This is a genomic window from Kineosporia corallincola, assembly GCF_018499875.1.
GTDB classification, from domain to species: domain Bacteria; phylum Actinomycetota; class Actinomycetes; order Actinomycetales; family Kineosporiaceae; genus Kineosporia; species Kineosporia corallincola.
Genome location: NZ_JAHBAY010000010.1, coordinates 311,349 through 334,382, shown reverse-complemented (window position 1 = coordinate 334,382; position 23,034 = coordinate 311,349). Strand labels below are relative to the sequence as shown.

At 72.1% G+C, this 23,034-nt stretch carries 24 protein-coding genes and 1 pseudogene; 14 read left to right on the top strand and 11 right to left on the bottom strand.

Features of this window, described 5'->3' with window-relative positions:
* Positions 1–131 precede the first annotated feature (131 nt).
* Positions 132–392 (bottom strand): hypothetical protein, encoded by a 261-nt coding sequence (locus KIH74_RS24195; RefSeq protein WP_214158423.1) that lies wholly within the window; start codon positions 390–392, stop codon positions 132–134.
* Between the two features lie 153 nt (positions 393–545).
* Here KIH74_RS24195 and KIH74_RS24190 point away from each other — a divergent pair, with 153 nt between their 5' ends.
* Positions 546–1,340 (top strand): transposase family protein, encoded by a 795-nt coding sequence (locus KIH74_RS24190; RefSeq protein WP_214158422.1) that lies wholly within the window; start codon positions 546–548, stop codon positions 1,338–1,340.
* Positions 1,341–1,355: 15 nt separating this feature from the next.
* Here KIH74_RS24190 and KIH74_RS24185 read toward each other — a convergent pair whose 3' ends face one another.
* Together KIH74_RS24185 and KIH74_RS24180 are read right to left on the bottom strand one after the other, a co-directional pair.
* On the bottom strand, positions 1,356–2,384 hold the full coding sequence (locus KIH74_RS24185; protein WP_214158421.1) for an MATE family efflux transporter: 1,029 nt from the start codon (positions 2,382–2,384) through the stop codon (positions 1,356–1,358).
* Between the two features lie 17 nt (positions 2,385–2,401).
* Positions 2,402–3,421, bottom strand: coding sequence for a phosphotransferase family protein (locus KIH74_RS24180; RefSeq protein ID WP_214158420.1), 1,020 nt, complete (start codon positions 3,419–3,421; stop codon positions 2,402–2,404).
* 170 nt (positions 3,422–3,591) lie between these two features.
* Between KIH74_RS24180 and KIH74_RS24175 the strand changes: the two genes are divergently transcribed.
* Both KIH74_RS24175 and KIH74_RS24170 read left to right on the top strand, forming a co-directional pair.
* Entirely contained in the window at positions 3,592–3,846 is a 255-nt protein-coding gene (locus tag KIH74_RS24175; protein ID WP_214158419.1) for a hypothetical protein, read from the top strand.
* A 70-nt stretch (positions 3,847–3,916) separates the two neighbouring features.
* Positions 3,917–4,588: a hypothetical protein gene (locus KIH74_RS24170; protein WP_214158418.1), complete on the top strand. Its 672-nt coding sequence runs from the start codon at positions 3,917–3,919 to the stop codon at positions 4,586–4,588.
* Here the strand turns inward: KIH74_RS24170 and KIH74_RS24165 are convergent.
* The 3 genes from KIH74_RS24165 to KIH74_RS24155 form a co-directional block, all read right to left on the bottom strand.
* The gene (locus tag KIH74_RS24165; protein WP_214158417.1) at positions 4,537–5,403 is read right to left on the bottom strand and encodes a helix-turn-helix domain-containing protein; all 867 of its coding nucleotides are present in this window, start codon (positions 5,401–5,403) and stop codon (positions 4,537–4,539) included. The genes KIH74_RS24170 and KIH74_RS24165 overlap by 52 nt on opposite strands.
* A gap of 308 nt (positions 5,404–5,711) precedes the next feature.
* On the bottom strand, positions 5,712–6,188 hold the full coding sequence (locus KIH74_RS24160; protein ID WP_214158416.1) for a hypothetical protein: 477 nt from the start codon (positions 6,186–6,188) through the stop codon (positions 5,712–5,714).
* 17 nt (positions 6,189–6,205) lie between these two features.
* Positions 6,206–6,952, bottom strand: a complete 747-nt coding sequence (locus tag KIH74_RS24155; RefSeq protein WP_214158415.1) for a hypothetical protein — start codon at positions 6,950–6,952, stop codon at positions 6,206–6,208.
* Positions 6,953–7,100: 148 nt separating this feature from the next.
* Here KIH74_RS24155 and KIH74_RS24150 point away from each other — a divergent pair, with 148 nt between their 5' ends.
* Entirely contained in the window at positions 7,101–7,589 is a 489-nt protein-coding gene (locus tag KIH74_RS24150; protein WP_214158414.1) for a hypothetical protein, read from the top strand.
* Between the two features lie 5 nt (positions 7,590–7,594).
* Here the strand turns inward: KIH74_RS24150 and KIH74_RS24145 are convergent, their stop codons facing one another.
* Together KIH74_RS24145 and nhaA are read right to left on the bottom strand one after the other, a co-directional pair.
* Positions 7,595–7,795: a DUF1918 domain-containing protein gene (locus KIH74_RS24145; RefSeq protein ID WP_214158413.1), complete on the bottom strand. Its 201-nt coding sequence runs from the start codon at positions 7,793–7,795 to the stop codon at positions 7,595–7,597.
* 97 nt (positions 7,796–7,892) lie between these two features.
* Positions 7,893–9,236: a Na+/H+ antiporter NhaA gene (gene nhaA / locus KIH74_RS24140; protein ID WP_246572961.1), complete on the bottom strand. Its 1,344-nt coding sequence runs from the start codon at positions 9,234–9,236 to the stop codon at positions 7,893–7,895.
* Between the two features lie 204 nt (positions 9,237–9,440).
* Between nhaA and KIH74_RS24135 the strand changes: the two genes are divergently transcribed.
* Positions 9,441–10,001: a TetR/AcrR family transcriptional regulator gene (locus KIH74_RS24135; RefSeq protein WP_214158411.1), complete on the top strand. Its 561-nt coding sequence runs from the start codon at positions 9,441–9,443 to the stop codon at positions 9,999–10,001.
* On the top strand, positions 9,998–11,494 hold the full coding sequence (locus KIH74_RS24130) for an MFS transporter (protein ID WP_214158410.1): 1,497 nt from the start codon (positions 9,998–10,000) through the stop codon (positions 11,492–11,494). The genes KIH74_RS24135 and KIH74_RS24130 overlap by 4 nt, the downstream gene beginning before the upstream one ends.
* Here KIH74_RS24130 and KIH74_RS24125 read toward each other — a convergent pair.
* The 3 genes and pseudogenes from KIH74_RS24125 to KIH74_RS24115 all read right to left on the bottom strand — a co-directional run.
* Positions 11,475–11,774, bottom strand: a pseudogene (locus tag KIH74_RS24125) (MBL fold metallo-hydrolase); the annotation flags it as partial. The gene KIH74_RS24130 and the pseudogene KIH74_RS24125 sit on opposite strands and share 20 nt — an antisense overlap.
* 46 nt (positions 11,775–11,820) lie before the next feature.
* Positions 11,821–13,029, bottom strand: coding sequence for an MFS transporter (locus KIH74_RS24120; RefSeq protein WP_214158408.1), 1,209 nt, complete (start codon positions 13,027–13,029; stop codon positions 11,821–11,823).
* Positions 13,020–13,514 carry a MarR family winged helix-turn-helix transcriptional regulator gene (locus KIH74_RS24115; protein WP_214158407.1) on the bottom strand — a complete coding sequence of 165 codons (495 nt, stop codon included), beginning with the start codon at positions 13,512–13,514 and terminating at the stop codon, positions 13,020–13,022. Before KIH74_RS24115 ends, KIH74_RS24120 begins: the two co-directional genes overlap by 10 nt.
* A 106-nt stretch (positions 13,515–13,620) precedes the next feature.
* Here KIH74_RS24115 and KIH74_RS24110 point away from each other — a divergent pair, with 106 nt between their 5' ends.
* The 8 genes from KIH74_RS24110 (at position 13,621) to KIH74_RS24075 (ending at position 23,028) form a co-directional block, all read left to right on the top strand.
* Complete coding sequence (locus KIH74_RS24110; protein WP_214158406.1) at positions 13,621–14,526, top strand: pyridoxamine 5'-phosphate oxidase family protein; 906 nt, start codon at positions 13,621–13,623, stop codon at positions 14,524–14,526.
* Between the two features lie 293 nt (positions 14,527–14,819).
* Positions 14,820–15,767 (top strand): glycosyltransferase family 2 protein, encoded by a 948-nt coding sequence (locus tag KIH74_RS24105; protein WP_214158405.1) that lies wholly within the window; start codon positions 14,820–14,822, stop codon positions 15,765–15,767.
* Between the two features lie 70 nt (positions 15,768–15,837).
* Entirely contained in the window at positions 15,838–16,983 is a 1,146-nt protein-coding gene (locus tag KIH74_RS24100; RefSeq protein ID WP_214158404.1) for a glycosyltransferase family 4 protein, read from the top strand.
* Entirely contained in the window at positions 16,980–18,239 is a 1,260-nt protein-coding gene (locus KIH74_RS24095; RefSeq protein ID WP_214158403.1) for a glycosyltransferase, read from the top strand. The genes KIH74_RS24100 and KIH74_RS24095 overlap by 4 nt, the downstream gene beginning before the upstream one ends.
* Positions 18,236–19,264 (top strand): glycosyltransferase family 2 protein, encoded by a 1,029-nt coding sequence (locus KIH74_RS24090; protein ID WP_214158402.1) that lies wholly within the window; start codon positions 18,236–18,238, stop codon positions 19,262–19,264. Before KIH74_RS24095 ends, KIH74_RS24090 begins: the two co-directional genes overlap by 4 nt.
* Positions 19,261–19,860 (top strand): hypothetical protein, encoded by a 600-nt coding sequence (locus KIH74_RS24085; RefSeq protein ID WP_214158401.1) that lies wholly within the window; start codon positions 19,261–19,263, stop codon positions 19,858–19,860. Before KIH74_RS24090 ends, KIH74_RS24085 begins: the two co-directional genes overlap by 4 nt.
* Before the next feature lie 7 nt (positions 19,861–19,867).
* Positions 19,868–22,165, top strand: coding sequence for a DUF2206 domain-containing protein (locus tag KIH74_RS24080; protein ID WP_214158400.1), 2,298 nt, complete (start codon positions 19,868–19,870; stop codon positions 22,163–22,165).
* A complete protein-coding gene (locus tag KIH74_RS24075; RefSeq protein ID WP_214158399.1) occupies positions 22,162–23,028 on the top strand; it encodes a glycosyltransferase family 2 protein in 867 nt (288 codons plus the stop codon). The genes KIH74_RS24080 and KIH74_RS24075 overlap by 4 nt, the downstream gene beginning before the upstream one ends.
* Positions 23,029–23,034 lie beyond the last annotated feature (6 nt).

Sequence of the window (23,034 nt, the reverse complement as noted above, 5' to 3'; positions counted from 1 at the left end):
CTCAGCAGTTCGCTTTCACGACCCGCCGAAAACCCTTGGAAGACATTACCAGCTTCCCCGCGAACCGCCAGACCTGGTGCGTGCGACGCGCGTCACAACCTGGTAACGACCGCCCACGGCCGCGCCCGCGCTCAGCCCCGGCGCGGGAACACCCCCAGCAGCGTCAGCGCGACCAGCGCCGACACCACCTCCCCCGCGGTCAGCCCCACCCACACCCCGTTCACCCCGGCTGTCCCGCACACCGCCACCAGCGGCGCCTTGACCAGCACCAGTGACCCGACGGACATCAGGTACGCCGGCCCGGCCCGGCCCAGGGACTGGAAGTAGGCGGAGACCAGCGGCGTGATGCCGGCCACCGCGATCCCCACCGACAGGATGCGCAGAGCGTGCACAGCGAGGGGCGTGATCCGCAGGTCGTCGACGAAAACCCTGACCAGTGAGCTCTTGTCATCCTGATCTTGGTGCCTGACCCCGGGCTCCGGACGCGAAGAAACCCCTGGTAGGACGGGGATTGTCTAGATCATCCGCACCACCAGGGGCTCCACGTGCTTTCTTACCCGTCGGGCATGGCTGTGTCCAGCCGCGCCCTGAATCTGCTGTCTGCTGCTATCCGTCGTCTGCGCCGGGACATGGGCTCGCGCTGGCGGATCCTGGACCCCGGCCGGCAGGCCCTGCTGGTCCTGGCCCACCTGCGCAAAGGCGAGACCTACGCAGACCTGGCCTGCGGATTCGGCATCGGGATCCGCACGGTCTACCGGTATCTGCGCGAGGGCATCGACCTGCTGGCGGCCATGGCCCCGACGCTGGAGCAGGCGATCGAGGTGGCTCGGGGTAAGGCCTTCGTCATTCTGGACGGCAGCCTGCTGCGGATCGACCGGGTCATGATGGCCTCGAAGAGAGACCGGGAGTTCTACAGCGGGAAATGGAAGGCCCATGGCGTGAATGTCCAGGTCCTCGCCGATCCAGCGGGCCGGCTGGTCTGGGTCTCACCCGCTTTGCCGGGCTCTGTCCACGACATCAAGGCCGCCCGCACCCACCACATTCTCACCGCGCTGGAGAAGGCCGAGGTGATGGCCTTCGCCGACACCGCCTATCAGGGCTCACCCGAGAACGTCCGGACGCCGTTGCGCAGTCGCCGCAAGGACCCTGCCACCGGGAAGATGAAGCCTCTTTCCGCAGGTCAGAAGGCAGCCAACACCGCCCACGCCCGCGTTCGGGCGATCGGTGAACGCGCCAACGCCCAGCTGAAGAACTGGCGGGTTCTGCGCAAGATCCGCTCCAGCCCCCACGGCGCAACCAATCTCGTCAACGCCATCCAAACTCTCATCCTTGCAGGATGATTCAACAGGATGACATCAGCCCAGTGGCTCCGCTCCGACGGCCAGGGCGAGCGCCGCCGCGATGCCGTACCCGGCGCTGGCCCGCAGCGCCAGCACCCGGGCGCGGCGGACCCGCCCGGTCAGGCCGCGGCCGGCGTTGTACCCGACGATCGGCTGGACCCCCTGGCTGATGCCGAGCTGGGGCATCGAAACGAACGTCTGGATGCGGGCGCACACGGCGTACGCGGCGAGGGCGACCGTGCCTGCCGCCGTGCCCGTGGTCAGGACGTTGTTGACCAGGACCGTGAGCAGTGTGGCCCCGATGCCGAACAGGAACGAGGGCGCGCCGACGCCCAGCAGCGCCCGCACCGTGGGGCTGTGCGGCAGCAGGTCACGAGCCCCGATCCGGTAGGGACGCCCGCGCAGGCCGAAGAAGAACCACAGGGCCATTCCCGCCGACACGGCCTGGCCGCCGACGGTGCCGAGTGCGGCTCCCCGCACCCCCAGCCCGGCACCGAGGATCAGGATCGGGTCCAGCGTGATCTGCGTGAGGACGGCGACCACCCAGATCATCGTGGCGTACCGCATCCTCCCCTCGGCCCGCACCAGGCTGGAGAAACCGGTGGCCACCAGCGTCCCGGCCAGCAGAACCACCAGGTAGTCGCGGGTGTCGGCCCGGACGTCGCCGTGCGCACCGAGTGCGGTGAGCAGAGGCTCGATCGCCAGCAGTCCGGTGATGCCCATGACCGCCGCCGTCAGCCAGTACAGGGTGAGGGCGTTACCGGCGGCCCGGGCGGCACCGGCCCGGTCACCGGCGCCGAGCCGCCGGGACACCAGGGAGGCCCCGCCTGCTCCGACGGTGGTGGACACCGCTCCGAGAACCAGCAGCACAGGGGCGGCGAGGCTGACCGCGGCCATCGCGCCCGGCCCGACGCCGCGGGCGACGAACCAGGCGTTGGTGAGCGCGTAGACGCCGTAGACACCGACCGACAACGTGGTCTGGGAGCAGTTGTGCCACAGCAGGTGGCCGACCGGCCGGGTCGCCAGTTCGGCCGGGTCGGCCATGGCCGTCGCTCCCGGGCTCAGGGTTGCTCCACGGTCGGCGGGACGACTTCCCGCACAGGGGTTTTCATCAGCCGGGCGAGCTGGTCGCGGGCCCAGTCGTAGTGCTCGGTGGTGGTGTGTCCCCGGTATTCGGTCTCGATCACCATGACCAGGATCAGGTACAGGCTGTACAGCCGCCGGCGGCGTCTCTCGCCGGGGGTCGGGGCGCCCATGCCGTAGCCGCGCATGAAGGGTGTGGCGTCGCCGAACAGGTCCGGCATGTCGATGCCGGTGAACCCGGCCTCCACCAGTGGGTCGCCGTAGAAGGCGCGCTCGTGGTCGATGATGCCGGCCAGGGCGCCGTCACGGACGATCGCGTTGCCCGGCCACAGGTCCCACTCCACGAACCGGGCCCGCGTCACCTCGTCGAGGGCGTCGGCGTGGGCCGCCACGGTCTGCCGCACCTCGTCGTAGCCGAGGCCCAGGTCGACGCCGCGGCGTTCGCCGTCGTGCAGCAGCTCCCGCATCCGGCGCAGGAAGTAGTCGCGCCAGCTCGGTTCCACCGGTCCGGTGAGCGGGCCGAAGCCGGGCCCGGGGATCTGGTTCAGCTCGCGGTTGAGCGCACCGAGTGCCTCGTCGTAGGCGTCCCGTCCGGCCTGGCCCAGGTCTCCCTCCTGCCGCAGGACGGCCAGGTTGTCGCCGTCCACGTGGGACATGAAGAAGTAGTCGGCGTCGCACAGCTCGTGGCTGCGGTCGGCGAAGTGGACGTCGGGCACCGGGACCGTGGTCTGCCGCCGGATCAGCTCCAGCGCGGTCAGCTCGGTGGCCATCGCACCGCGTTCGTAGGTCATCACCTCGACGTGGGCCGGGGGCGCGATCTTGAGCACGACGCGGCGGCCGTCGAGCAGACGGATGCGGTAGACGACGTTGAACCATCCGTGGGCGAGTTCCTCGGCCCACCCCTCGTCGTCCCCGGGTAGCTGACCGGGACCGTAGGCGCGGGTGACCATCGCCCGCAACGTGCCCACCGGCTGCCGGTTCTTCGTCGTGCTCTCCACCGCTGCTTCCCCTCGTCGCCGCCGGGCGATTCGTCCCGTCGAGTCACGTTTCGGTGCCTGCCCGCACCGTAGAGAGCGGAGCGCACCCGGGTGAAGTGGTTTCCGGGAGTGCGAGACGCCGGCCGCGCCGCCGTTGCATGATGCTGATGAGATCTGTTCAGGAGGCATCGGTGGCGGAGAGCCTGAGAGGGCTGCGCGCGTATCGGCGCGAGGAGCGGAGCAGGCGCATCTACCTGGTGCTCTCGCTGATTCTGGCCGGGGTGATGGTGGGTGTGGCGGTCGTGGCCCTGACCGTCGCCGATCACGTGAACGGCAAGAACCCCCAGGTTCCGGCCGACGTCGAGTCGGCGCGGATCGCGTCGTGCTGGGACATGTTCCCCGACAACGCCACGCTGGCCGGCGAGTGCGCCGACGGGCGGCCCTGAGACCGGTCGCAACCGCGCGAACCATGACATTCGACATGCGGGCCCGGTGGCGCGCCGTGACCATGTGGCCATGCCCGCCGTCGACCCGGACATCGCCCGCCGTGCGCTGAAGCGTCACAACCGCTGGCTCACCGTCCTTCTGCCCCTCCTCCTGCTGCCACCACCGGTGGCCGTGGTGGTGGCGTTCGTGTTGTCGGACGAACCGGTCGGCGAGATCCCCTGGGGCTTCTGGGTTCTGCCGGGTGTGCTCTTTCTGCTCCCCCTCGTCCTCGTCGTGGTTCTGCTGCGGGCCCGCGGTCGCGGGGTGAAGTGGTTGCAGCCGGTGCTGCTGGCCGGTGTGGACCGACCGGAGCGCAAGCGGATCACCGCGGCGGTGCGGGGCGGGCAGCCGGTGAACGAGCGTGACCAGGCGCTGGCCGTCGACCTGGCCCGGCGGATGGTGCGGCAGCGCTGGGTCTACTACTGGTTTCCCGGCTACGTGGGCCTGAACCTGTTCTTCCATGCCCTGGACGGGCATCTCGAGCGTTCGGACTACGTCTTCGTCGCGAGCCTCGTGGTGTTCGCGGCGCTGTTCCCCTTCGGCCTGCGGGATGTCCGGCGGGCCCGCTGCTGGCTGGCCGAGCACGGCGACGACCACCCCGACGAGCAGCCCGACGAGCAGCCCGACGAGCAGCCCGGCCGGCCCGGCGCTCAGGGCACCGAGGGCGAGGGCTGGGGTGTGCGACAAGGCGGGACGTCCTGATCCGAACGGGTACGGACGGCGGGGAGCCAGCCGATCACGCCGCCGGCCGGCGCCTTCACGTGGTACCAGCGGTGGGAAGACACCCCGGTCTCGTCGGTGATCAGCCGGCCGTCGCTGATCACGCAGTCGGTGATCAGCTGGTCGTCGTGCCAGACCCGCCCGGCCACGTTCTCCTCACCGGTCGGGTTCCACGGACTGCGGGACAGTGACAGGGCGCACTCCCGGATGTGTTGCGAGCGGCAGGGTTTCTCCACGTTGAACACCTGGATGGAGGTGCCCTCGACGTCCGCGCCGATCCGGGCGCCGGGGGTGCGGGCCGTCTCCTCACCGGTGACGGCGACCTGCCAGAGCAGCCCGGCGACGAGCACCACGAGCAGGGTGGTGACGCCGACCAGCACCCAGGCACGGGTGCCACCCGTACTGCGGTGGGACGTGGTGGTGGAGGGGACGGGGCTTTCGTCGTCCACCCTTGGTGCGGTGACCTGCGACGCGGACGGCGGGGGTGCCGGTGCGCCGGCCGCCTCGTGGACGAGCAGTGAGGTCCAGGTGCCCAGCCATCGCTCGGCCTGGTGCGGATCGGCGGCGTAGGCATCAATCAATTGGTGGACGACGGGGCCGCGCGGTTTTCTGCGGCCGGTCAGCGTGTCGTTCAGCGTGCTGACCGGGATGCCCGTGCGGGTCTGGAGCGTGCGATAACTGTCGCCCGCCGCGAGCCTGCGCGAGGCCAGGGCGCGGATGAACTGCTCCGGCGTGGTGGCCGCGGCCGGGTCGTGGGGATCCTGCCCGGCCCCGGGCACCTGCTGGTCGTCCGACACGTCCGCCACCCTAACCAGGGGGTACGACCGTCTGTGCCGGTTCCGCGACCGGGTGCAGACCGGGTGTCCCGGACGGATCACCGCGGGAACCCGGTGTCCGAGAGTGTCCGAGATCGTCCGTGCCTCTTGAACAGCCCCTGACCTGGCGGGTTGCCTGATGTCAGGAGGCTGGCACCGGCCCGTGCCGGAGGGGACGCGGGCCGGGGTCGGCCGACGTCAGCGGATCGGCGGGGCGAACTGCCACCAGGATCCCAGGGACTTCATGGGCGATCTTGACCGATTGACCGGTTTTCGGCGAACCGGCATGTTCAGCCGAGGAACGCGTACAGGTAGAGCCCGATCAGCAGGACCCAGACCAGCACCACGAGCGCGATCTGGGAGAGCGGGCGGGGTGGGTGCCTGAGCAGGCGCAGGCTGAGACTGAGCGCCCCGGCGACCAGGAGGGCGCCGAGCAGACCGCCGAGGAACCCCAGCACCCAGGCGGCGACCAGCCCGGCGCTCACGTACTTCGGCAGCGGCACCAGCACCTGCGCGTCACGCCGGTCGTCGATCCGCACGGTCGGGCTGAGATGCAGCATGCTGTAACCGATCTCGGGCCGGTGTTGAGCTCCGTCGGCGCCGGTCAGCCGGTAGTTGCCCCAGCGGTCGCGGGGCAGCTCGTGCCCGTCGCGCAGCAGCCGCGCGGACCCTCTGCCGGGCTGTTCCAGCACGAGATCGACCCCTGCCACCGTCACCGGGTACCGGTCCATGGCGATCATGATGTTGGAACCGGGCCGGGCCCGCATGCGCACGCGGTGCCGGATCAGCCCGAGGTTCCGCTGCCCGCCGCCCCGGAACCGCTGCGCGGCAACAGGTCGGCGCTCAGCTGGCGGGTGACGCCGATGTTCTTGAGGAACTCCGGGTCCAGCCGTACCAGCAGGCTCAGGGTGGGCCAGACGGCCAGGGTGATCACGTCGACCAGTGCCGGGACCGGGGCGATGCTCTCCTCCAGACCGGCCAGCCGGTACGTGACGACCAGGACGGCGGGCAGGAACGTCGTGGCCACCAGCCGCAGGGCGGACAGCCCCGCCCCGGCCAGCCGGCGGACGGCCGGCTCGGGCGGGCAGCGCGGCAACTCGCCGAGATGCCCCCGGGCCAGGGCAGCGAGCATCTCGTCCAGTCGTGCCCGCAGATCTGCCTCGGTCTGCGCTTCCGGGGTCATGATCCACGGCTTGAGGGTGCGCAGGGCCGCCGCCCCCAGCGCCCTGAGGCGCCACCCGCCCGGCACCTCGTCGTGGCCCGGGCACAGTTCGAGGGCCCGCGAGTACTGCACCCCGGCGTTCTCGACTGCGGCGAGCAGGACGTCACGCTCGGGTGCCGGGAACCGTCCGGCCACCGCCCGGGCCTCGCCGGGCCTGCCGAGGGCGGCCAGGGCCGAGCACTCGCTCATCCGTACCCGGGGGTCGTCGGGGGTGTTCGCCAGCATCCGGCGGGCGAGCGCGAGCTCGCTCTCGTGGTCACCGGCCAGAACGGCGTCCTGCCACTGAAACCTGAGCTCTTCCGCGGGCACACGGTCATCCTCCGCACCGGGTGAGGGCGGGACGGGCCGCGTCGTCCACAAAGGGTCTATATCGGCGCTTGCCGGCGCCCGGCGGTGATGGGCGGTGATTCGTCGTCCACAAAAATCACGATTCGGGCATTCACCGGACAGGAACCCCATGAAGAACACAGGATTCAGCGTGCGCTTCAATCCCCCGCCCAACTGGCCCCAGCCTCCGGCCGGCTGGACCCCACCGCCCGGCTGGAAGCCCGACCCGGAGTGGCCGCCGGCTCCGCCGGACTGGCCGTTCTGGGTACCGTCCGGCGAGGCCGTCCATGCCCGCAGGCGCGGCCACCGCAAGCTCGTCATCGGGCTGGTGGCCGGCGGGCTGGCCGTGGTGCTGCTGCTGGTGGCCGGTTTCGCGGCCCTCGTGGTGCTGGCCCCCGATCCCGAGCTGCCGGCCGGGTACACCGCCTCGGACGTCTGCTGGGCCGACGACGGCGACGCGGACGCCGACGGCGCGCCGGTGGTCGAGGTGCCCTGCTGGGACGACCACGACTACGTCAGCGGCGAGAAGGCCGCCTCGCAGGACGACTGCCCGCAGGACGCCGACGGCTACCTGGAGGAGAGCGACGGAACGGTGACCTGCCTGGAACCGCCCCGCTGACCTGGTCAGGCCCCGGTGCGCAGCACCCGGGTTCCGGTGCCGGGCAGGAACATCGGCGAGTACTCGCCGTCGATCCAGGAGACCACGTAGGGGGGCGAGCCGTCCGGGCCGAGAATGTCGACGATCTGCCCGTAGCGGCGCTCGCGCCCCGGTTTCCCCGGTCGCCCGGTCTCGACGACCAGCCAGTCACCCGTGTCGGCCTGCATGCCGCACCTCCTCCGTCACGGCCACGCTGGCACCGGCCGGTCCGGACGGGGAAGGGACCTGGGTCCCGCTTCGTGGCCGGACCGGCGGCGGGCGGGGTCACGGGTGGCCGGGCTCGGACGGGTGGCCGGGCTCGAACACGTCGGGCACCCCGTCGCCGTCGGCGTCGGCCCGCTCCAGCTCGTCCAGACGCCGGTAGGTGCGGTTGCGCAGACGCAGCACGATCGAGGCCAGCACCGCCGCCAGCACCGAGCCGGTGAGCACCGCGACCTTCACGTGCTCGTCGCGCTCGCTGCCCGCGCCGAACGCCAGCTCGCCGATCAGCAGCGAGACGGTGAAGCCGATGCCGCCCAGCATGCAGGCGCCGAGAACGTCCCACCAGGACAGGCTCCGGTCGAGCTGCGCCTGGGTGAACCGGGAGACCAGGGCGGTGGCGCCGAGGATGCCCAGGGTCTTGCCGACGACCAGGGCGACGACGATCCCGACGGCCACCCGGTCGCGCAGGGACTCACCGAACCCACTCAGGCCACCGACGGCGACGCCGGCGGAGAAGAACGCGAACACCGGCACGGCCACCCCCGCCGAGACCGGACGCCACAGGTGCTCGAGATGCTCGGCCAGGCCCGGACCCGCGTCGGGGCCCCCGGCCGCCTGCGAGCGCAGCACCGGGACGGTGAAGCCGAGCAGGACTCCGGCGACCGTGGCGTGGATGCCGGAGGCGTGCATCAGGGCCCAGGCCAGCACGGCCAGCGGCACGAGCAGCCAGCCGCTGCGCACCCGCCGCTGCACCAGCAGGCCGAAGACGCCGACCGCCGCCAGTGATCCGAGCAGCGGCAGGAACGCCAGGTCACTGCTGTAGAAGAGCGCGATGACGACGATGGCGAGCAGGTCGTCCACCACCGCCAGGGTGAGCAGGAACGTGCGCAGGGCGGCGGGCAGGTGGGTGCCGACCACGGCCAGCACGGCCACGGCGAAGGCGATGTCGGTGGCTGTCGGCACCGCCCAGCCGCGCAGCGCGCCGTCGCCGGTGGACAGGTTGACCAGCACGAACAGCAGGGCGGGCAGCACCATGCCGCCGACCGCCGCGACCACCGGCACCAGGGCCCGGCGCGGATCGCGGAGGTCGCCCGCGACGAACTCCCGCTTGAGCTCCAGCCCGGCCACGAAGAAGAACACGGCCAGCAGGCCGTCGGCGGCCCACTGGCCGAGCGTCAGGTCCAGGTGGAGCGCGTGCGGGCCGACGACCGTGTCACGTAGTCCGGTATAGCCGTGCGACCACGGCGAGTTGGCCCAGACCAGGGCGACGACGGTGCCCAGCAGCAGGAGCGCGCCGCCCACCGTCTCTTGGCGCAGCACCTCGGCGATGCGCCGGGTCTCCGGCCAGGAACCCCGGCGGAAGAGCTGGTTCGAGGACGGCGTGGGGGGCGTGCCAGGCGTGGACATCGGCGAAAATCTTTCTGGTCGGCTGCTTTTGGGGTCACCAAGTGGATCGCCGACCAGACTTCCCGGCACACCTGAAGCCATGTTAGCCGCTCCCGGCGAGCGCCGCCGGATGCCGTGGTGGGCCGCCCGGCCATCGGCGGATTGAGACATAGCTGTCTCATATGAGACAGTCGAGTCTCAGTCCAACAGAAAGCCGAGCACCTGATGAACTCCCGGGACGCGATCCTGGCTGCGGCGCTGCGCCGCCTGAACACCGATCCGCGAGCCTCGATGACCGACATGGCCGGCGCGGCCGGGGTCGGGCGGGCCACGCTGCACCGCTACTTCTCCAGCCGCGACGAGCTGCTGCACGAGCTCGGCACCCGTTCCCTGAACCGCTGGGAGCAGAGCATGACCGACGCCGATCTGCCCGGCGTCATCGAGTCCGGCGATCCCGATCGCATCCGCGAGTGCCTGCGCGAGCTGCTGCGCCGTTATCTGGCCGACTACGACGAGTTCGGCTTCGCCCTGATCGACCCCTACCTGCGCACCGCTCCCGACCTGGTCGAGCGCACCGAGGAACTGGCCGAGCGGGAGAGCGCACTGCTCGCCGCCGGTCAGCGCGCGGGTGTGCTGCGGGCCGACCTGCCGCCGCGCTGGCTGTCCTTCGCCGTGTACGGGGTGCTGGTGGCCGCCCGCGACGCCACGACCAGCGGCCGGGTGGCCCGCCACGACCTGGACGAGTTCGTCATCTCCACCTACTTCGACGGGACGGCAGCCCGATGACCGCCCAGATCACCCGGCCCGACACGGTTCACGCCTCGGACCGCTCGTGGCGCCGGTGGGGCGGGCTCGTGGTGCTCGCCGCCAGCCTGATCGTCGTGGTCATGGACATGACCGTGCTCAATGTGGCCATGCCCGATCTGATCGCCGACCTGCGGCCGGGGGCCGTGGCCCAGTTGTGGATCGTCGACGCCTACCCGGTGGTGCTGGCCGGGCTGCTGGTGCCGTTCGCCGCGCTGGCCGATCGGTGGGGACGACGGCGCATGCTGCTCACCGGCTTCACCGTGTTCGGGGTCGCGTCGACGCTCGTGCTGCTGGCCGACTCCCCCGTCACCGTGATCGCCCTGCGGCTGGTGCTCGGCGTGGGCGGGGCGATGATCATGCCCACCACCCTGTCGCTGATCCGGGCGCTGTTCCCCGATCCGGCGGAACGTGCTCTGGCCCTGAGCATCTGGGGCGCCACCGCCTCGCTCGGTGCGGCCGTCGGCCCGGTCGTGGCCGGGGGTCTGCTGGAGGTGTTCAGCTGGCACTCGGCCTTCTTGGTCAACGTGCCGCTGATGGTGGCCGCCGGGATCGGCGGTGTGCTGCTGCTGCCGGAGAGCCGTTCCGATCGCCCGGGCCGGATCGACGCCACCGGGGTGGTGCTGTCGGTGGGCGGGATGGTCGCGATCACCTATGCGATCAAGCAGCTGGGCAAGCACGGCCTCGACCTGCCCGCGGTCGCGGTGCTGCTGGCCGGGCTGCTGCTGATGGGTGTGTTCGTGCGGCGCTGCCTGCGCCAGCCGGAGCCGATGCTGGCCGTCGGCCTGTTCGGCGACCGGGTGTTCCGGGCCGGGTCGCTGGTGGCGCTGGCCCACAACACGGTGGTGATCGCGCTGCTGCTGGTCGCCTCGCAGTGGCTGCAACTGGTTCAGGGCATGTCGCCGTTGGTGGCCGGGGCGGCGCTGCTGCCCCTGGCGCTGGGCGGCCTGGTCTGCTCGCCGTTCGCCCCGGCCGCGGCGGCCCGGTTCGGCGTGCGCACCGTGCTGTCGGGCTGCCTGCTGCTCACCTCCGTGGGTGTCGCGATGCTCTTCGTGCTGCCGCGCCCGATGCCCTATGCCGGGGTGTCGGTGATGCTGCTGCTCGTGGGGCTGGGCAGTTCGGCCCTGGGGCTCGGATCGGCGTTGCTGATGGGCCGGGCCCCCGCGCACCAGAGCGGGTCGGCCGCCGCGATCGAGGAGATGTCGTACGACATCGGCGCCGTGCTCGGCGTGGCCGTGCTCGGCAGCCTGGCCGGGATGGTCTACCGGGCCGGCCTGCCGGACGGGGCCCCGGACGCCGTCACCGAATCCGTGGCCGGGGCAGCCGGCACCAGCCTGGCGGGCACCGCGAGCGCCGCCTACACCGACGCCTTCGCCGTGGTCGGCGTCACCGGCGCCGCGATCACCCTGGCCGCCGCCGTGGTGGTGTGGCGATGGGTGCCGCGCGACCTGGACCTCAGCCGGCTTCAGCACTGACCCTCACCCGCCGCACAGCCTCCGGCACTCCCACGCTCCACGGGGTGCCGTGCCCCGGCAGCACCCATCTCGCCTCGATCCCGCTCAGCCGTTCCAGCGACGCCAGGGCCTGCCCCGGATCGTCGGTGAACGGGGCGGGCGCGGGCCCGTGCTCGCCGGTGAGCACGGGCCGGGTGGTGAGCCCGTCGCCGACGAACACCGCGTCGGCGACGGGGACGTGCACGGCGATGCTGCCCGCCGAGTGCCCCGGCAGCCCGATCACTCTGGCCGGGGCGCTCGGGCACGCCCCCGCGCACGAGGAGGTGCCGCACGGCTGACGTCGTCCTTCAGTTCCGGCGGGCCGACGCCGCAACCGCCCCCACCGCCAGCAGACTCGCCAGCCCTCCGCTGACCAGGGCGAAGGCCGGGCCGGTGGCCGTGGCCACCAGGCCTGCCCGCAGATCCCCGAGGTGCGGCCCGGCGGCACCGACCATCAGCTCGGCCGCGCCGACCCGGCCGAGCAGGTGGTCGGGGGTGCCGAGCTGGATCACGGTGCCGCGGGCGACGACCGAGACGGTGTCGGCGGCCCCGGCCACCACCAGGCAGGCCAGACCGGCCCAGGCGTTGGTGGTCAGTCCCAGGCCGGTCAGGGCCAGGGCCCAGGTGGCGGCTCCCGCCACCATCACCCGCCCCGGCCGGGCCGAGCGGGTGAAGGTACCCGACAGGGCCGAGGCGACCACCCCGCCGGCCCCGATCGCGCTGAGGAAGAGGCCCAGGGTGCGCGGGTCACCGCCGAACCGCTCGGCGTTCAGGGCCGGGAACAGGCTGATCGGCATGGCCAGCGTGGTGGCCGCGAGGTCGGTGAGCAGGGCCGCGCGCACCGGCCGGTACCGCACCAGAAAGTTCAGGCCCTCCAGCGTCCCGGCCAGACCGGGCCGGGGCGCCTCACCGCGCGGCAACATCGGGGGCAGGCCGGCCGCACCGTGAAAAGCCGCTGCCAGCGCGAGACCTCGCAGCAGATGACAGCCACCGGCACCGGCCACGGCCAGCAGCAGACCGCCGAGCGCGGGCCCGGCCAGCAATGCGGCCTGGAAGCTGATCCGGTGGAGAGCCAGGCCCGCGGCGACCTGCCCGGGCTCCAGCAGGCGGGGCACGAAGGTGCGCGACACGGCGCCGCCCAGGGCACCGAACGTGGACTGGACGGTGAGCAGGCCGAGCACGAGCAGCACCGGGGAACCCGGCGAGAAGGCCTGCGCGGCGAGGAGAAGCGCGCAGCAGACCTGGCCGGTGAGGGCGGTCAGGTAGGTGCGGCGCCGGTCGCCGCGGTCGGCGAGAGAACCGCCGAACAGACCGAACGCGATCACCGGCACGGCCCGGGCCAGGCCGGTCGCGCCGGTCCAGGCCGGGCTGTGGGTGAGCTGCCAGACCTGATACATCACCGCGACCACGGCGATCTCGTTCCCCAGCATCGACACGCTCTGCCCGGCCCACAGCCGGCGGAAGACCGGAGCGGAGCGCAGCGGGGTCAGGTCGAGCAGCGCACCGCTCAGCCCCATGCCGGGTCCTGCGCCAGCCTTTCGGCGATCCGGTCGTGAAAACTCTTGCGTTCCAGCGCCTGACGCAGGTCTTCGACCACCTGGCCGAGCGGGTACGGCACCTCCTGCTCCAGCTCGGCGACCGCGGCCTCGGTGGCCCGCCACTCGGCCTGGAGCCGGCCGGCCAGCCGCTGGGCCCTCGGGGTGAGCCGGACCAGCTTGCTGCGCGCGTCCGGCCCGGGCGTGGTGCGCACCAGTCCGGCCGAGCGCAGTGCGGCCACCTTCTGGCTGCACGCCGAGTGCGTGCGTTCCAGCGACTGGGCCAGCTCGGCGATCGTCATCGGGCCACGGGCGTGCAGCCGCAGCAGCTCCGGTACCCAGCTGGGCCGCAGCCCTTCCAGGTCGGACTCCGCGTAGATCCGGGTGATCTCGCTGTCCATCCCGTCCAGCAGCACGCGCAGGGGCCGCCAGCGACTGTGCTGCGCCAGGTCCTCGTTCTCCGTCATCCGCACAATGTAACAGCACTTATATAAGCACTGTTGCATTGTGCGGGCGGGCAGACGTCTCGCAATGTTTACCCGGCATCACGGACATACCTGCTAGAACGTCGTCGTGAACACCATCGAGCCCGGGCTCGCCGCCGTCCTCGACGCCTACCGGGTGTGCGAGTTCACCACCCTGGCCAAGGACGGCACGCCTCTCACCTGGCCGGCCGCCCCCCTGCGCCGCCCGGACGGCACCCTGCTGGTGACCACCTCGATCGCGTTCCCGCAGAAGGCTTTCAACGTGCGGCGCGACGGCCGGGTGGCGATGCTGTTCTCCGACCCGACCGGCAGCGGCCTCGACAGCCCCCCGCAGATCCTGGTGCGCGGCACGGCGGCGTGCCCGGACGAGATCGTGTCGTCGCCCGAGGGCCTGGAGCCGTACTGGAGGATGCTGTTCCACCGGCGGCCCGGCAACCGGGCCCACCTGCGGCCGCCGATGACCTGGCTGATGGACTGGTACTACCTGCGGCTGCTGATCAGCGTCACCCCCACCGAGGTGATCACCCTGCCGGCCATGAACCTGACCAGCGCCCCGGCCACGGTGGAGTCGGAGGCGCCCGGTGCGGCAGAGCTGGCCCGCACGCCGACGGCGGTCCTGGGCGCCTGCGACGCGGACGGGACGCCGGTGCTGGCCCGCACCCACGCGGTTCCCACCAGCGGCGGCTTCACCGTCGAGATTCCCGAGGGCGTCACGGTGGCGGCGGGCCCGGCGAGCCTGCTGGTGCACCGGCACGACGAGAACCTGGCCGGCCTGATGAACGCGCTGATCCGCGGCACCCTGACGGCCAACACGGCGGGCAGCTGGCTGCTGACACCCGAGCGGGTGGTCGAGCCGATGCCCGGCAACACCCCGCGCGAGCAGGTCGCGGTTCTGCGCGCCCGGCGGCGCGCGGCCCGGGCCTACCTGGCCCGGCGCGGCCTCAGGCGCCCCCGGGTGCGCTGGGACCTCCTGCGTGAACTGGCGGTGTCATAGCTGCACCCATGCTGCACGGTTCCCAGATTTCGCAGGGGTTTCCGCCACGATCGCCCTGCCGACCCGCAGCTCGCAGGCTGCCGGTCTAAGTGCGCATCCGGGAACGCCCCACGCGACACGCCAGTTAACAACCCGGCGTTTGCACCAATCGCGTAGCAGCAGACCATTTGGTGAGCTAATGTCGGATTCGCCGGACATGGTCTTAACAAGCGGCTATGTTCATTGAGGCTCAGCGATGTGGGTGGGCCACCCTTTCCCCGCCACACCTTCCCCGCCACTTCCGGAGGACCGCTGTGCTCACGGACCCAGGCAAGGACCTCACCGAACTGCACCGGGTGAAACGCAGCAGGCCGGCCCGGGCCGTGCGCGACGACATCGTGCTGAGCATCGTGATGGCCGCCTTCAACGAAGGCGAAACCATCGAGGCCGCAGTCACTCACGTGCTCGAGGCTTCGTACCCGTGCCCGATCGAGCTGATCGTCGTGGACGACGGCAGCGCCGACGGGACCACAGCGCGCATCGCGCACATCGACGACCCGCGGCTGAAAGTGTTCACCCACCCGCGCAACATGGGTAAGGGTGCGGCCCTGATGACCGGGCTGGCCGCGGCGACGGGCACCCACCTCCTGCCGTTCGACGCCGACCAGGAGTACTCGGCGCACGACATCAGCCGCCTGCTCGAGCCGGTGATCGCCGGGCAGAGCGACGTGGTCTACGGCACCAGGCTTTTCGGGCTGAACACGGTCTACCACTCGTTCCGCTACAAGATGGGGAACCGGGCCACCACGCTGGCCGCGAACATCCTCTTCGACAGCGCGGTCACCGACATCCACACCTGCCTCAAGCTGGTCCCCACCGACCTGCTGCGCCAGTTCCGGCTCACCGAGGCCCGTTTCGGTCTCGACACCGAGATCACCGCGAACGTGCTGCGCGCCGGGTACCGGCCGTTCGAGGTGCCGGTGGCCTACTACGCGCGCTCCCACGTCGAGGGCAAGAAGATCAACTGGAAGGACGGCGTGCGGTGCCTCACCGTGCTCGCCCGCGTCCGGTTCTTCACCACCGACCCGAAAATGGTTCTCACGGGCGAGAACGCACCCACCGGGCACTGTCTCAGCTGCGGCCATCCGCTGGTCGAGACGATCACGCCGGCCACCGAGCTGCCCCGGGCGAACGGCCGCAAGCCCCGTCTGGCCGACCCCGAACAGGGCCACGTGCACGGCGACATCGCCAGCACCGCCTGAGTTCCGGCCCCGTCCTCACTGCCCGGCGCCACCCGGGCACTGTCCGCCCGCTTCATGAACGGTGAACTCCATGACTGAGCCGGCAGGCCTTCGCCTGGCCGTGGTCTCCGATGCCGTGTACCCCTGGAACAAGGGCGGAAAGGAGATGCGCTACCACGAACTCCTGCGCCGCACAGCCGAACTCGGCATTCACGTCGACGTCTACACGATGAACTGGTGGCGCGGCGACGGCCCGGTCGTCCGGGAAGGCATCACCTACCACGCGATCAGCCCGTACGTGCCGCTCTACGCGGGCGACCGGCGTTCCATCCGCCAGGCCCTGGTGTTCTCGGTGATGACGCTGCGCATGCTGTTCCGGCGCTTCGACGTGCTGGAGGCCGACGTCATCCCGTTCCTCCAGGTGTTCCCGCTGCGACTGGTCGCCACGCTGCGGCGCAAGCCGTACGTGGTCACCTGGCACGAGTTCTGGGGCCGCGACTACTGGGTGCAGTACCTCGGCCGGAAGGGATATCTCGCCGCCTTCCTGGAGGCTCTGGCCATCCGGCTGCCCGACCGCATCGTGGCGGCGTCACAGGGCACTGCCGAACGCATCCGCGAGGCCGCCGGCCCGCGCCGCCCGGTGAACCTGACCGTGGTGCCGAACGGCATCGACCCCAAGGAGATCGCCGCCGCCGGCCCGGCCCGCGAGCCGGTCGACCTGCTCTTCGTCGGCCGCCTGCTGCGGCACAAGAACGGCCACCTGCTGCTCGACGCGATGGCCCGGCTGCGCGAGCAGGGTCACGACCTGACCGCTCTGGTGGTCGGGCAGGGGCCGGAGGAGGAACGGCTCAGGACCCAGGCGGCGGAGCTCGGGCTGAGCGCGAAAGTCGGCTTCCCGGGGTCGATCCCGGAACGGGCCGACCTGCTCGCCGCGCTCAGCTCGGCCTCGGTGCTGGCCTTCCCCAGCGTGCGTGAGGGTTTCGGCATGGTCGCGCTGGAGGCCCTGGCCTGCGGCTGCCCCGTCGTCACCACCGACCACCCGGACAACTTCGCCCGCGAGCTGATCGAGCCGGGGGTCAACGGCGAGCTGTGCCAGGCCACGGCGGACTCGCTGGCGGCGGCGCTGCTGCGGGCCCTGGAACACCGGGACCGGCTCGGCGCAGCGGCCCGGCGCAGCGCCGCGGCGTACGAGTGGGACACGCTGGCCGCCGCGGTCGTGGAGGTGTACCGGGCATGAGAACCCTGATCGTGTCGCCCCTCCCGCCCCGCCGCGACGGCATCGGCGACTACTCGGCCAAGCTGGTGCGGGCCTACCGCGACCACGGTGACGAGGTCGGCGCCCTCACCCTGGCCCCCACCACCGAGTCGCTGGCGCACGTCGGCCTGGTCTCGTTCTCGCCCCGGCGCTGGCTGCGCACGCTGCGTGGGGCGCTGGCCTGGAAGCCCGACGTGGTGCACGTTCAGCACGCGATCGCCACCTACGGGCCGCATCTGGCGCTGATCTGGCCGCTGGTCGCCGTGCTGCGGCTGCGCGGTGTGCGGGTCGTCATCACCCATCACGAGGTCACCCGCGACGTGGAGCGGCTCGGGCCGCCCGGCCGGGTCTACTACGCGCTGGTCTCCCGCCTGGCGCACCGGCTGCACGTGCACACCGACGCCGCGGCGCAGGGGCTCCCGGCCGGGCTGCGGCCGCGGGTGCTGGTGCGCCCGCACCCGGTGTACCCGCTGCCCACCGCCACCACCACCGCCGACCGGCTGCGCGCCCGGCACGGGCTGCACGGCCGGCGGGTGGCGTTGCTGTTCGGCTACGTGAACGCCGAGAAGGGCATCGCCGAGGCGATCGAGGCGTTCGCGGTGCTGGTCGGTCAGGAGACCGGCCAGCCGGGTGACGCCGCCCCGGCCGCCCTGGTGGTGGCCGGTGAGGTGCGGCCCCGGCCATCGGGTTTCACCCGGTTCGAGGCCGCCGACCGGGCCTACCTGGCCTCGCTGCACGCCCTGGTCGACGAGCACGACCTACACGGCCGGGTGATCTTCACCGGCCGGGTGCCGGACGGCGAGATCGCCGCCTGGCTGGAGCTGGCCGACGTGCTGCTGCTGCCCTACACCCGCACCGAGCAGAGCGGGGTCGCCAACCTCGCGATCGCCGCCGGCACACCGGTTCTCGCCACCCGCACCGGAGGCCTGGAAGACCTGTTCGGCGACCGGCTGCCGATGATCGGCTCGCTCGCCCCCGCCGGCTTCGCCGGTGACCTGGCCGCGGCGCTGGCCGACCCGGCCGGGCTGCGGGCCCGGGCCGTGGCCGCCTACGCCGACCTGGCCGGCAGCGGTTCCGCCGCGGATCTCGTGGCGGCGCTGCGACCGGAGGCAGGCAGCCCGGCGGCAGCCGGCGCAACAGCAGCCGGCCCGGCGCCGGCCGACCCAGTGGCAGCCGAATCATCACCGTCAGCAACCACTTCGGCGGCCCACGACACCACGGCGGAGGTACACCCGTGACTCCCGTCATCAGCGTGGTGGTGTGCAGTCTCAACGGCGAGCAGGGCATCGGGCGCACCGTGCGGGCCCTGCGCGAGCAGATCCAGCCCGGCGTCGAGATCGTGGTGGTGGACGACGGTTCCACCGACGACACCGCCGCCATCGCCGAGAAGGAGGGCGCGCGGGTGGTGCGGCACGCCACCAACCGCGGCCTGGCGGCGGCCCGCAACACCGGCTGGCGCGCGGCCACGTCCGACCTGGTGGCGTTCACGGACGACGACTGCCACCCGGCGCCGGACTGGACCGCCTGCCTGGTGGCCGCCGCCCGCCGGCACCCGGACTGCGCCGGCTTCGGCGGTGCGGTCGAGGCCGCGGACACGTCCACCTTCGTGCAGCGCTACCTGGCCCGCAACAACCCGCTCGCCCCGCTGGAACTGGCCCTGCTGAGCAGTGACTCGTTCGGTCACCGGCTGGTCCAGTACCTGCTGCGCTCGGGTGCCACCGACGTCCCCACCGGGGAACGCCGCGTGGCGTCGGTTGCGGGGGCGGGCATGGCCTTCCGCCGCGTCACGCTGGAGGCGGCGGGCGGTTTCGACGAGCGGTTCCGGTTCGGCGGCGAGGAGGAGGACCTGTGCCGCCGCCTGGTGGTCGGTGAGGGCGCGGGCCTGCTGTTCCTGCCGCAGGCCCGGGTGCTGCACCACTTCGAGCCGGGCCTGGGCGACACCCTGCGCCGCAGCCGGGCGTACGGGCGCGGCAACGCCCGCATGCACCACAAGCACCCGGGCATCCCGGCCACCGTGTACCCGGCCCCGATCGGCGTGCTCGCCCTGGCGCTGCTGCTGCCCCGCCTCCCGAGAACCGCCCTGGCACTGGCCGTGCTCGCACCGCAGCTGCTGTTCTCCCGCTGGGCACGCCGGGCCGTGGCCGAGCGCGACCCGGCCCTGTTGCTGTACCCGTACCTCCAGGTGATGCAGGAGGGCGCGAGCAACCTGGGCTGGTGGGAAGGACACCGCGCCGGGCTGCCGGAGCCGGGAGAACCCGCATGAACCGGCACATCCCGGCCCAGCAGAGCGCCCACGACCCGGCCGGCCCGGTCAGCCCGGCCCCACCGGACGGTCAGGCCGATCAGGCCGATCAGGCCCGCCGTACCACCGGTCGGAGCACCGGCCGGGCCGCCGTGATCGCCCTGGCCGCACTGGTTCTCGCGATCCCCACGCTGCTCCAGCTGCCTCCGGTCCACGACGCGATGGCGGACGCCCACGTGCTGCCCCGGGCGGCGTCGTTCAGCACTCTGGCCCTCAAGGAGGCGAACGACCTGGACGACACCGTCCGGCCCGACGGCCGCACCGCCTTCACCTTCGTCGCCACCAACGAGGGCGAGGAGACCAAGACCTACACCTGGACGGTCAGCGTCACCACCGGCGACGACGCGCCCGCCGTGATCCGCGGCGGCGAGCTGGAACTGGCCGGCGGCGCCGCCGCGGAGGTACCGGTGGCACTGCGGCTCGACCACTGCCGCCGCCGCAACGTCATCACCGTGACGCTGGACGGCCCGGACGAGCGCTCACCCAGCGTCGGCTACCCGGTGCTGTGGCACGGCGGCCGGGAGTGGAAGTCCGCGGGTGGGCCGAGCTGTGGATGAGCTCGCCGTGAAAGAGCCCGCCGCACAGGCCCCTCCCCGGACGAGCGTCGGGAACCGGCACGGGGCCGGGGGTGCCTGGTTGCTGTTCGTCGTCCCCCTGTTCCACCTCGCGGTGCTGGGCCGGCACAACGGCACGGCCACCCTCTTCGCCACGCTCTACCTGCTCCTGGTGCCCGGCACCCTGCTGCTCAAGGCGCTGGGGCTGGAACCCTCCGGCGCCGCCCGGCGGCTGGTGCTCACCGTGGGCGCGAGCCTGAGCGGTCTGTACGCCGTCATCCTGCTGGTGCAGGTGCTGGCCCCGGCGGCCGGCGAGACCAGGCCGCTGTCCACCTGGCCGATGGTGCTGGGCGTCGACGCGCTCACCGCCCTGCTGGCCGGCGTCGCCGTGCTGCGCGGCAACCCGCTCACGCCCACGCTTCCGCAACGGGTGCGCGGGTTCTGGGCGCTGGCCCTGCTGCCGGTCGCGACCGCCGCCTCGGTGGAGGTGCTCCAGGCCGGCGGCAGCGCCCTCGGCATCCTGGCCTGCCTGGTGGCGGCCGGGGCGGTGCTGCTGTGGGTGCTGCTGCGCTCACGCACGGACGGCCCCCAGGACGGCGTCGCCCTCGCCGTCTACTGTGTGGCCCTGACCCTGCTGTGGTCGTTCTCGCTGCGCTCGGCGGGCCTGTACGGCTATGACATCCAGCAGGAGTACGCCACCTTCACCCAGACCTCCGACGCCCTGCGCTGGTCGCCGCTGGACGGCGACTCCTACATGGCGATGCTCAGCATCAACGCGCTGCCGACGCTGCTCACCCAGGTCACCGGACTGTCCGGGCTCACCGTGTTCAAGCTCGTGGTGCCGATGCTGTTCGCGCTCTACCCGGTGGCGATCCTGGAGTTCGCGCGCCGCTGGCTGTCGCCCCTGGCCGCGGTCACCGCCACCGGACTGGTGTTCCTGAGCGGCAGTTTCGCCAGCCAGATGCCCGCGCTGGCCCGGCAGGAGATCGGGCTGCTGCTGTTCGCCGGGCTGCTGCTGGCGGCGTTCGGCCCGCAGGGCCCCGGCCCGGCCCACCGGCGCGGCAGCCAGGTGCTGGTAGTGGTGCTCGGGGCGGGCCTGGTGGTCAGCCACTACTCCACCGCCTACGTGGCGCTGGCCGCCATGGTGCTGGGCCAGGTGCTGCTGGCGGTGCTGCGGCTGATGCGGGGCGAACGGCTGGGCGGGCAGGTGCTCACCCTGCCGGTGGTCGCGCTGCTCGTGGCGGTCTGCGCCACCTGGACGCTCGGGATCACCCAGTCCACCCGCAACATCCTGATCTTCGCCCAGGACGTCAGCGAGGACGGCGCCCAGGTGCTGCCCAACCAGGGCGGCTCGCTGGCGGAGCGCTGGCTGTCGGGCAACCTGACCCGGGCCGTGGAGCCACGTGTCTACTTCGACGAGGCGGCCGCGGTCTACGCGCAGAAGTACCCGTGGCTGCTGTCCTACCCGGAGTCCGCGCAGCAGCGCTTCCCGGCGGTGGCGTCGAGCGCGCCGGGCGCCGAGGCCCTGCTGCCGGCCCTGTCCGGGCCGCGCTACCTGGCCACCCTGCTGATCCGGCAGGGCACCAACCTGGCCATCGGCGTGGGCTGTCTGCTGGCGGCCTGGCTGGCGCTGCGCCGGCGCCTCGACCCCCACCTGGTGGCGCTCCTGCTGGGCGTTTTCGCGATCACCGTGATGATCCGGCTGAGCGGCTCGGCCTCGTCGCAGTACAACCCGGAACGCCTGGCCCTCCAGACCGGCGCCCTGCTGGTGGTGCCGCTCGGGCTGGCCGGGTCGCGGCTGTGGCACCGGGTGCGGAGCCTGCTGGCCCGGATCCCGCTGCGTCCCGGCCGGGTGGTGCCCGGCCTGGTCGCGGCCGGCCTGCTGACCGTCGTCTTCCTCGACGCCTCCGCGCTGGGGTCGCGGCTGGAGGGCGGTTCCCCCGGCAATCTGTCGCGCAGCGGGGAGTACGCGGAGCGGTTCACCACCACCGACCAGGACATCGCCGCCGCGCAGTGGCTGCGGGCGCACCGGTTCCAGGGGTCCACGGTGTTCGCCGACCGCTACGGCTCGCTGATCGTCCAGGCCAACGAGTACGCCGACCACACCGGCGTGTTCGGCGACCTGACCCCCGGCACCATCGACGCGCGTGGATTCGTCTTCGCCACCACCAGCAACATCGTCGACGGCCGGGCCCGCGGCACCACCCCGGACAGCACCATGTCGTCCACCTACGAGTTCCCGGCGACGTTCCTGAACATCTACAAGCCACTGGTCTTCGACACTGGATGGGCGAGGGTCTACTCGTGAGCGCTGTCTCGATCGTCATCATCAGCAAGAACGAGCGGGGTCTCACCGAGACCCTCGACGCGCTGGGGCGTCTCGACACGGAACTGACCCACGAGACCGTCGTGGTGGACTCCTCGGACGGGGTGCTCGACGACATCCAGGAGCAGTTCCCCGCGGTGACGTGGGTTCGCTTCGAGCCCACCGGCGCCAAGCGGGTCACCATCCCCGAACAGCGCAACCTCGGTGTCCGGACGGCGAAGAGCGACATCGTGGTCTTCATCGACGCCGGCTGCCTGCCCACCCCCGGCTGGCTCGACGCCCTGGTCACGCCGATCCGGTCGGGCGCCGAGACGGTCACCGTGGGGGCCTACACCAGCCGGGGCACGAGTGTGTACGACGTGCAGCAGTTCTCGGACGGCTACATCGAGGAGGCCCCGACCCTGAACATGGCCTTCAGCCGGGCGGCGTTCGACGCGGTCGGCGGCTTCGACGAGGCCTTCTCGTACTCGTCCGACATCGACTTCTGCTGGCGGGTCCGGGATCTGGGGCACCGCATCCTGATGGTCGCCGGTGCGCTGGTGCTGGTGGACTGGGGCGGCACCCGGCGGCAGACCAAGCGGGCCTGGTACTACGGCGCGGGCCGCGCCCGGCTGTACCGCAAGCACCTGAACCGGCTGTCACAGCTGCCGCGCCGCGACCCGATCCTGGCCGCCTACCCGGTGTTCCTGCTCGGTCTTCCGCTCACCCTGTTCTTCCCGTTCTACCCGCTGCTGCTGCTGATCCCGCTGTGGCGCAACCGCCGGGCACACCCGTTCCGCACCATGGCCGATCATCTGACCTACGGCGCGGGCGCTCTCGGCTTCCTGGTGGGCCTGGCCTCATGAGGGTGG